Below are 7,219 nucleotides of genomic sequence, written 5' to 3' on the forward strand. Positions count from 1 at the left end.
TTCAGCCCGCCTTTGCCATTTGCATGAGCGCGACACGCTGCTGCAGCCGGCGCTGAGCCTGGTCCACCACGACGGCCACGATAATCACCAGCCCCTTGATCACCATCTGCCAGAATGAACTCACACCCATCATCACCAGTCCGTCCGAGAGAATGCCGATCACGAATGCGCCGATGATCGTGCCGCCGATCGTGCCGCGACCGCCGGACATCGATGTACCACCGAGAACGGCGGCTGCAATGGCGTTTAGTTCGAGATTGGTGCCGGTCGCCGGATGCGAGGCCATGAGTTCCGACGAAATCACCAGTCCGACGATCGCCGCGCAGAAGCCGGAGAACATGTAGACGAACATCTTGACCCGATTGACCCGGATGCCCGACATGCGGGAGGCACGCTCGTTTCCGCCGACAGCGAAGATATGCCGGCCGAGCGGCACGAAGCGGGCGAAATAGGCAGCCCCCGCAGCCACGGCGATCAGGATCCAGACCGACACGGGCAATCCCAGGATCGTGCCGGAGCCGAGATAGCTGAAGCCCTGATTGCCGAGGTCCTCGCGCCCCGTGAGATTGGGCAGGGTCTGGCCGTCGGAATAGAGCAGCGCCATGCCGCGCGCGACATACAGAGTGCCGAGCGTCGCAATGAAAGGCGCTACATTCAATCGGGTGATCAGCAGGCCGTTGACCGCGCCGATCAGGATACCGACGACCGCAACGATGACGGCAACCTCGACGACGTTGAAATACATCGTGTAGCCGAGTGGCAGCGCCACGCCGTACATGATCAGGCCGCCCGCGATCATGCCGCAGAGACCGACGATCGAACCGACGGACAGGTCGATGCCGCCGGTGATGATGACGAAGGTCATGCCGATCGCGAGAAACGCGTTTTGCGTCGCATGCTTCGTCATCAGGATCATGTTCGCGGTCGAAAGGAAGTTCGGCGCAGCTATCGAGAAGAAGATAATCACCGCGAAGAGCGCAATGAATGTCCTCAGCTTCATCAGCGTGAGGAGCGCCGAGCCGCTGGAGAAGCTGTCGGCGGCGGCAGTTTGCGTTGCTGTCGTCATCACGCATGCATCCTTTTGGTTTTATGTCCCTCTGCGGAGGCCGAAACGATCATTTCTTCGGTCGCGTCCTTGCGGTCGACAACCGTGACCAGCCGGCCATTGCTCATCACCGCAATGCGATCGGAAAGCGCCATCACCTCTTCGAGATCGGAGGTGGAAAAGAGGATTGCCAGCCCCTCGCCCGCCAGGCGGCGCATAGTGAGGAAGACATCGGCCTTTGCGCCGACATCAATGCCCCGGCTCGGCTCATCCATGAGAAGGATTTTCGGTCCGGTCATGAGCGCCTTGCCGATCACGACCTTCTGCTGATTTCCACCTGACATCGACGTCACGTCGAATTCCGGGTTCTTCGCCTTGATCGAGAGGTTGCGGATGGCATCGGCGATCGCCTTTGCTTCACGCGCAAGGTCGATGTGAAAACCTGCCTTCAGGAACTGTCCCAGGCTCGCCATCGTCAGGTTGCCGGCGATCGACATGGACTGAACCAGCCCCTCGCGCTGCCGGTCCTCGGGGATGAGCGCCAGCCCCTCACGGATGCGCCGGGTGGTATCCCCGCCCTTGAGTTCCTTGCCTTCGACGTAGATCTTGCCGGTATAGTGTTCGTGCCGCCCCATGACGCATTCGAAGAGTTCCGAACGGCCGGCCCCCATCAACCCGTAGATGCCGAGGATCTCTCCTTTGCGCACACCGATCGAGACGTGATCGACGGCAAAGCCGCCCTGCGCCCTCGGCAGGCAGATGTTCTCGGTACGGAAGATCTCTTCGCCTGGCTTGTGATCGACCTTCTTCGCAAAGTCCTTGGCGTCCGAGCCGATCATCGAGCGGACGATCCAGCGCGTATCGATATCCTTGACCATGGCATGGCCGGTGATCTGGCCATCCTTGAGCACCGTGATGTAGTCGCCGATACGCATCAACTCTTCCAGCCGATGCGAAATGTAGACGATCGCCACACCACGCGCCTTCAGATCGGCGATCACGCGGAACAGGACATCGACCTCAGCCGCACTGAGCGCCGAGGTAGGCTCATCCATGATCAGGATGCGCGTGTCGAGCGATACTGCTCGCGCAATCTCGACGAGCTGCTGCTGGCCGATCGGCAGATCTTCCGCCAGCGTCTCGGCGGAGATCCCTGCCTCCAGGCGGTCGAGGAACGCATTGGCTTTCTTGACCTGGCCGCGGTGATCGATGCCACGGATACCGCGGGTGATCTCGCGGGTCGCAAAGATATTCTCGGCAACGGAAAGGTTGCCGAAGAGGTTCAACTCCTGAAAGACGATACCGATGCCGTGCTTGACCGCATCGGCGGGGCTGTTGAGATGAATGAGTTCGCCGTCCAGCCAGATTTCGCCGAGTGTCGGCCGTTCCACGCCGGCGATGATGCGCATCATCGTGGACTTGCCGGCGCCATTTTCGCCAACGAGGACGTTAACGGCTCCACGACGGAGCTTCAGATTGGCCTTCTTCAGGGCCACGATGCCGGAATAGGCCTTGGTGACATCCTTGAGTTCGAGAATGACATCCTCATTCGTATCGCTCATGCCCCACCCCCGACGGTGATCGTGGCCGGCACGAATTGTGGCAATTGGCCCTTGGCCGGCAGCGGATAGGCCCCGGTCGCCTTGATCGTCTTGCCTGTCAGACCGTCACGCGGCAGCTTTTCGAGCAGCATGCCGTTCACGTGGGTGTTGAACGATTTGCCGTATTGCGCCCATTCGATCTGGTTCTTGAACTCGTTGAAGTTCACGAATGTGAGGCTGTCGCGCAGCGCCGTGCCGCGAATGGCGGGACCGATTGAAACGCGGACATCCGCCTTGCCGTCACTATCGACATCCACGTCGACATAGGCTGCTCGCGATTTCGTTTCTTCCCCGACGATCACACCGTCTATTTTTGCCGCAAAGGTCCAGGGCGCGTTGCCCTGCTTCTCCTTATGCCCATACTTCTCCGCCGCAGCGTTGAGGTCACGTGCGGCAAGCGCCGAGACCTCCTGGAAGACACCGGCGCGTTGCTCGAGATAGGGCACGACCTTCGTGTCCCAGGCATCGGCAACCAGCTTGTCGGGATTGAACGCCTCTGCCGCCGTCTGCCTTTGCTCGTCCTCCGTTTTGACGAGCTTGCAGCCGCCAAGCGCGAGCGCGCCGGCAAGCATGAGTGCGCATGCAGCCTGAAACCTGGGCATTCCCATTCTCCGTCATGAACAGTGAACGCAAGGCGGGGATCGGCCCGCCTTGCGCAGTCGCGGGAAGATTACTGGGAGAGCGCGAAGGTCTCGAGCTTGTCGGCATTGTCAGCGGTGATGAGCACGCAGTCCATCAGCTGCTTCTCTTCCGCCGGAGCCTTGCCGGTGGTGATGAAGTCGTGCGCCTGCTGCACAGCAAGCTGGGCCTGCGCGTAGGCCGGCTGCATGACGGTTGCCTTGATGCCGCCGGTGTTGATCGAGTCGCGCACGTCGTTCGAACCATCGAAGCCGACGACGATGACGTCCTTGCGCCCGGCCGCCTGGAGCGCTGCGATCGCCCCCATGGCCATCGTGTCGTTGCCGGCGATCACGCCCTGGATGTCGGGATTGGCCTGAAGGATCGTCTCCATCTTGGAGTAGCCCTCGGTCTGGCTCCAGTTGGCCGACTGCTGGGCAACCATCTTCATCTCCGGAAACTCGTCGATGACGTCGTGGTAGCCCTTGGAGCGGATGCCGGCGTTAAGATCGGCTTCGCGGCCGAGCAACTCGACATAGTTGCCCTTCTCACCCATCAGGCGGACAAACTCTTCCGCGCCGAGCTGGGCACCCTGGTAGTTGTTCGAGACGATCTGCGAGACGGCAATGCCGGTCGCGTTGATCTCGCGGTCTATGAGGAAGGAGGGAACGCCTGCATCCTTCGCCTTTTTCACCGCGGCAATTGACGCCTCGGATCCGGCATTGTCGAGAATGATCGCCTTCGCGCCGCGGCCGATTGCGGTATCGATCAGCTGCGACTGCTTGTTCGCGTCGTCGTCATGCACCAGCACCAGCGTTTCATAGCCGAGTTCTTTCGCCTTGGCCTCGGCACCAACCGCTTCCGCCTTGAAGAAAGGGTTGTCATGGCTCGGCGTAATGATGGCGATGAGGTCTGCCGCGAATGCCGGCATCGCGGCGCTTGCAGCCAGGACGGCAGCGAAGCCGACGGTGATCAGTCTGCGGGTAACTTTCATATTCTCCTCCCAGTTAGGCACAAGACTTCCTCGGCCACCTCTCCATTGAAAGTGGCCCTCCCGTGCGATTGCTTGTTTCGGGCGAAAGCGCGCCCTCGAACGGCAAGCAATTTGCCGTTTCGTCAGGTGATGCGATGGATGCTCGCGGCAATTTCTTCCGGCTCGAAGACCCGCCTCCAGTCGTCCTTCATGAGCACCGGCTTGCCGAATTCGATTGCCTTGTTGCAGGCGTCGGAGAACACTCCGGGCGTTTCCTCGAAGATGACCGCGCCAAGCACATTCATGTGGCCGAGCAGGAAATCGCGGGCCGCCTCCTTCGGAACACCGCGGCGAACGCATTCGTCCATGGCTTCGCGAATCACGACGAGCAATGAAGCGCAGACCGTTTCGGAAAGGCCCGGCTCGAGCAGCGCCATCTGTTCGACCGTGACGCGGTGCGAGCGCATGACCGGCGCCCATATGACCTTGGCAATCTCCTCTCCAAGGGCATAGGCGCTTTCTGGGCCCTGCATCAGTGCGGACACGATATGCTGCTTTGCCGCGATGCCGCCGAAGAAGTCGCGCTTGGCGGCCGGATCGGTCTCATCATTGAAGATGGGCGGGTGGCAGGGGTGCGTGACGAAATAGGTCAGGTCGGTGCGCGCCGGCAAATGGCCTGCAAAGGGTGCTGCAGCATCGAGCGCAACGACCATGGTACCCGGCTGCAGCTTGTCTGCGATTGCAGACGCGACCTTGCCGATCACCGTATCGGGAACGGCAAGAATGACGACGTCGGCGCCCTTCAGACCTTCATCAGCGGTAACGCAGGCGATGCCGAGCTCATTCGCAAGCCGCGCTTTTCCGGCCTCACTGACTTCGACATGCCGGACATCGAAGCGCGAACCCTTGAGGTTCTTGGCGAGCCGATAGCCCATTTTACCACCGGCACCAAACAGCGCGATCGATGTCATCGAGACCTCCCTAAATGCCGCACACCTCACCACCTCGGTCAGGTGCAAACTTCACAGCGCCATTCATCCGGCGCAGGGAGATATATTTCTCAACTGGTATAACATGTCAATAACTACCCTTGAGAATATGTTGCCGTAAGTGGTCATTGGAGGTGACGCGACGCGCCGGGAGGCGTAAATGCCCAGAAATGGCGCTTGCGAGCGACCGCGACCGGGGCCTGCGCCAACTGGCGTGATTGGGATTGATCTTTCTGGGCATTCGTCTCATCGCGGGCGTCGCCCAGTCACGATTGGGGCGCGAGCGCGCTAGGCTCGGTCACTCATCGCGGGCTCGGACTGACAACCCGCTGAGAACCAAAAAGCTTGTTGCTTTTGGAAGAGGGGAAATCCGCCGCTCACGAGCGGTAGTCGGCAATTCACGGAACGGTTGGAGCTTTTGAACGCAAAAAGGGCTCCGAGTTTCCTCGGAGCCCTTTGATAAGTCTCGTAAATTTTGGTTGCGGGGGCAGGATTTGAACCTGCGGCCTTCAGGTTATGAGCCTGACGAGCTACCGGGCTGCTCCACCCCGCGTCCAGCGCAAATCCGTTCAGGATTTGTCGCGACTGCGTAAACCGCTTTGCGGTTTATGCTTTTAACCGGTCCGGGTTTTGCCGGAGGCAAAATCCCGTTGTTTGTCCCTGCCGTCCGAGCAAATCCGTGAGGATTTGTCTCGAGTAAGGGACGCACTTTGTGTTTTCGGTCTAGCAAAACAAAAGGGCCGCTTGGAGGCGGCCCGTGTTTCGGCTGGGCCGAGTTTTGTGTCGAGAAGATGTTTTCCGGGTTTTATCTTGCGTTTTGCAGACCTGGCAGCGACCTACTCTCCCGCGTCTTAAGACGAAGTACCATCGGCGCTGGGGCGTTTCACGGCCGTGTTCGGAATGGGAACGGGTGCAGCCACCCCGCCAGAACCACCAGGTCGGCAAAGCGCAAGATTTGAGCTTGCGGGCTCAAACCGGATTGAGAAGCTGGTGAAGCGAGATGCTTCGTTTTGTTTTGAACACGTCATTTCATCTATCGATGAACACAAGCAATGGGAACGATCAAGCCAATCGAACGATTAGTACTGGTAAGCTTCATGCGTTGCCGCACTTCCACACCCAGCCTATCAACGTGGTCGTCTTCCACGGTTCTCAAGGGAATACTCGTTTTCAGGTTGGTTTCCCGCTTAGATGCCTTCAGCGGTTATCCATTCCATATATAGCTACCCTGCTATGCCCTTGGCAGGACAACAGGTCCACCAGAGATATGTCCATCCCGGTCCTCTCGTACTAGGGACAGATCCTGTCAATATTCCTACACCCACGGCAGATAGGGACCGAACTGTCTCACGACGTTCTGAACCCAGCTCACGTACCGCTTTAATTGGCGAACAGCCAAACCCTTGGGACCTGCTCCAGCCCCAGGATGCGATGAGCCGACATCGAGGTGCCAAACAACCCCGTCGATATGGACTCTTGGGGGTCATCAGCCTGTTATCCCCGGCGTACCTTTTATCCGTTGAGCGATGGCCCTTCCACGCGGGACCACCGGATCACTATGACCGACTTTCGTCTCTGCTCGACTTGTCAGTCTCGCAGTCAGGCGGGCTTATGCCATTGCACTCGACGACCGATTTCCGACCGGTCTGAGCCCACCATCGCGCGCCTCCGTTACTCTTTCGGAGGCGACCGCCCCAGTCAAACTACCCACCATACACTGTCCCGGATCCGGATGACGGACCGCGGTTAGACATCCATGACGATAAGGGTGGTATTTCAAGGATGGCTCCACAAGAACTGGCGTCCCTGCTTCAAAGCCTACCACCTATCCTACACATGCCGACACGAATGCCAGTGTAAAGCTATAGTAAAGGTGCACGGGGTCTTTCCGTCTGACCGCAGGAACCCCGCATCTTCACGGGGAATTCAATTTCACTGAGTCTATGCTGGAGACAGCGGGGAAGTCGTTACGCCATTCGTGCAGGTCGGAACT

At 59.3% G+C, this 7,219-nt stretch carries 5 protein-coding genes, 1 tRNA gene and 2 rRNA genes (1 of these 8 only partly in view); all 8 read right to left on the reverse strand.

What is annotated here, in order from left to right; all coding sequences use genetic code 11:
* Position 1 precedes the first annotated feature (1 nt).
* A complete protein-coding gene (locus LAC81_RS23530; RefSeq protein ID WP_223729586.1) occupies positions 2–1,066 on the reverse strand; it encodes an ABC transporter permease in 1,065 nt (354 codons plus the stop codon).
* Positions 1,066–2,607 (reverse strand): sugar ABC transporter ATP-binding protein, encoded by a 1,542-nt coding sequence (locus tag LAC81_RS23535; RefSeq protein ID WP_223729587.1) that lies wholly within the window; start codon positions 2,605–2,607, stop codon positions 1,066–1,068. Before LAC81_RS23535 ends, LAC81_RS23530 begins: the two co-directional genes overlap by 1 nt.
* A complete protein-coding gene (locus LAC81_RS23540) occupies positions 2,604–3,248 on the reverse strand; it encodes a DUF2291 family protein (protein ID WP_223729588.1) in 645 nt (214 codons plus the stop codon). The genes LAC81_RS23535 and LAC81_RS23540 overlap by 4 nt, the downstream gene beginning before the upstream one ends.
* Positions 3,249–3,316: 68 nt before the next feature.
* Complete coding sequence (locus LAC81_RS23545; protein ID WP_113536981.1) at positions 3,317–4,258, reverse strand: D-ribose ABC transporter substrate-binding protein; 942 nt, start codon at positions 4,256–4,258, stop codon at positions 3,317–3,319.
* 122 nt (positions 4,259–4,380) lie between these two features.
* Entirely contained in the window at positions 4,381–5,208 is an 828-nt protein-coding gene (locus LAC81_RS23550; RefSeq protein ID WP_223729589.1) for a phosphogluconate dehydrogenase C-terminal domain-containing protein, read from the reverse strand.
* Between the two features lie 494 nt (positions 5,209–5,702).
* Positions 5,703–5,779: transfer RNA gene (locus LAC81_RS23555), tRNA-Met, on the reverse strand.
* A 270-nt stretch (positions 5,780–6,049) separates the two neighbouring features.
* A 5S ribosomal RNA gene (gene rrf, locus LAC81_RS23560) occupies positions 6,050–6,164 on the reverse strand.
* 120 nt (positions 6,165–6,284) lie between these two features.
* Positions 6,285–7,219 (reverse strand): 23S ribosomal RNA (locus tag LAC81_RS23565); it runs 1,862 nt beyond the window's last position.

It is taken from the genome of Ensifer adhaerens (assembly GCF_020035535.1).
Taxonomy (GTDB): domain Bacteria; phylum Pseudomonadota; class Alphaproteobacteria; order Rhizobiales; family Rhizobiaceae; genus Ensifer.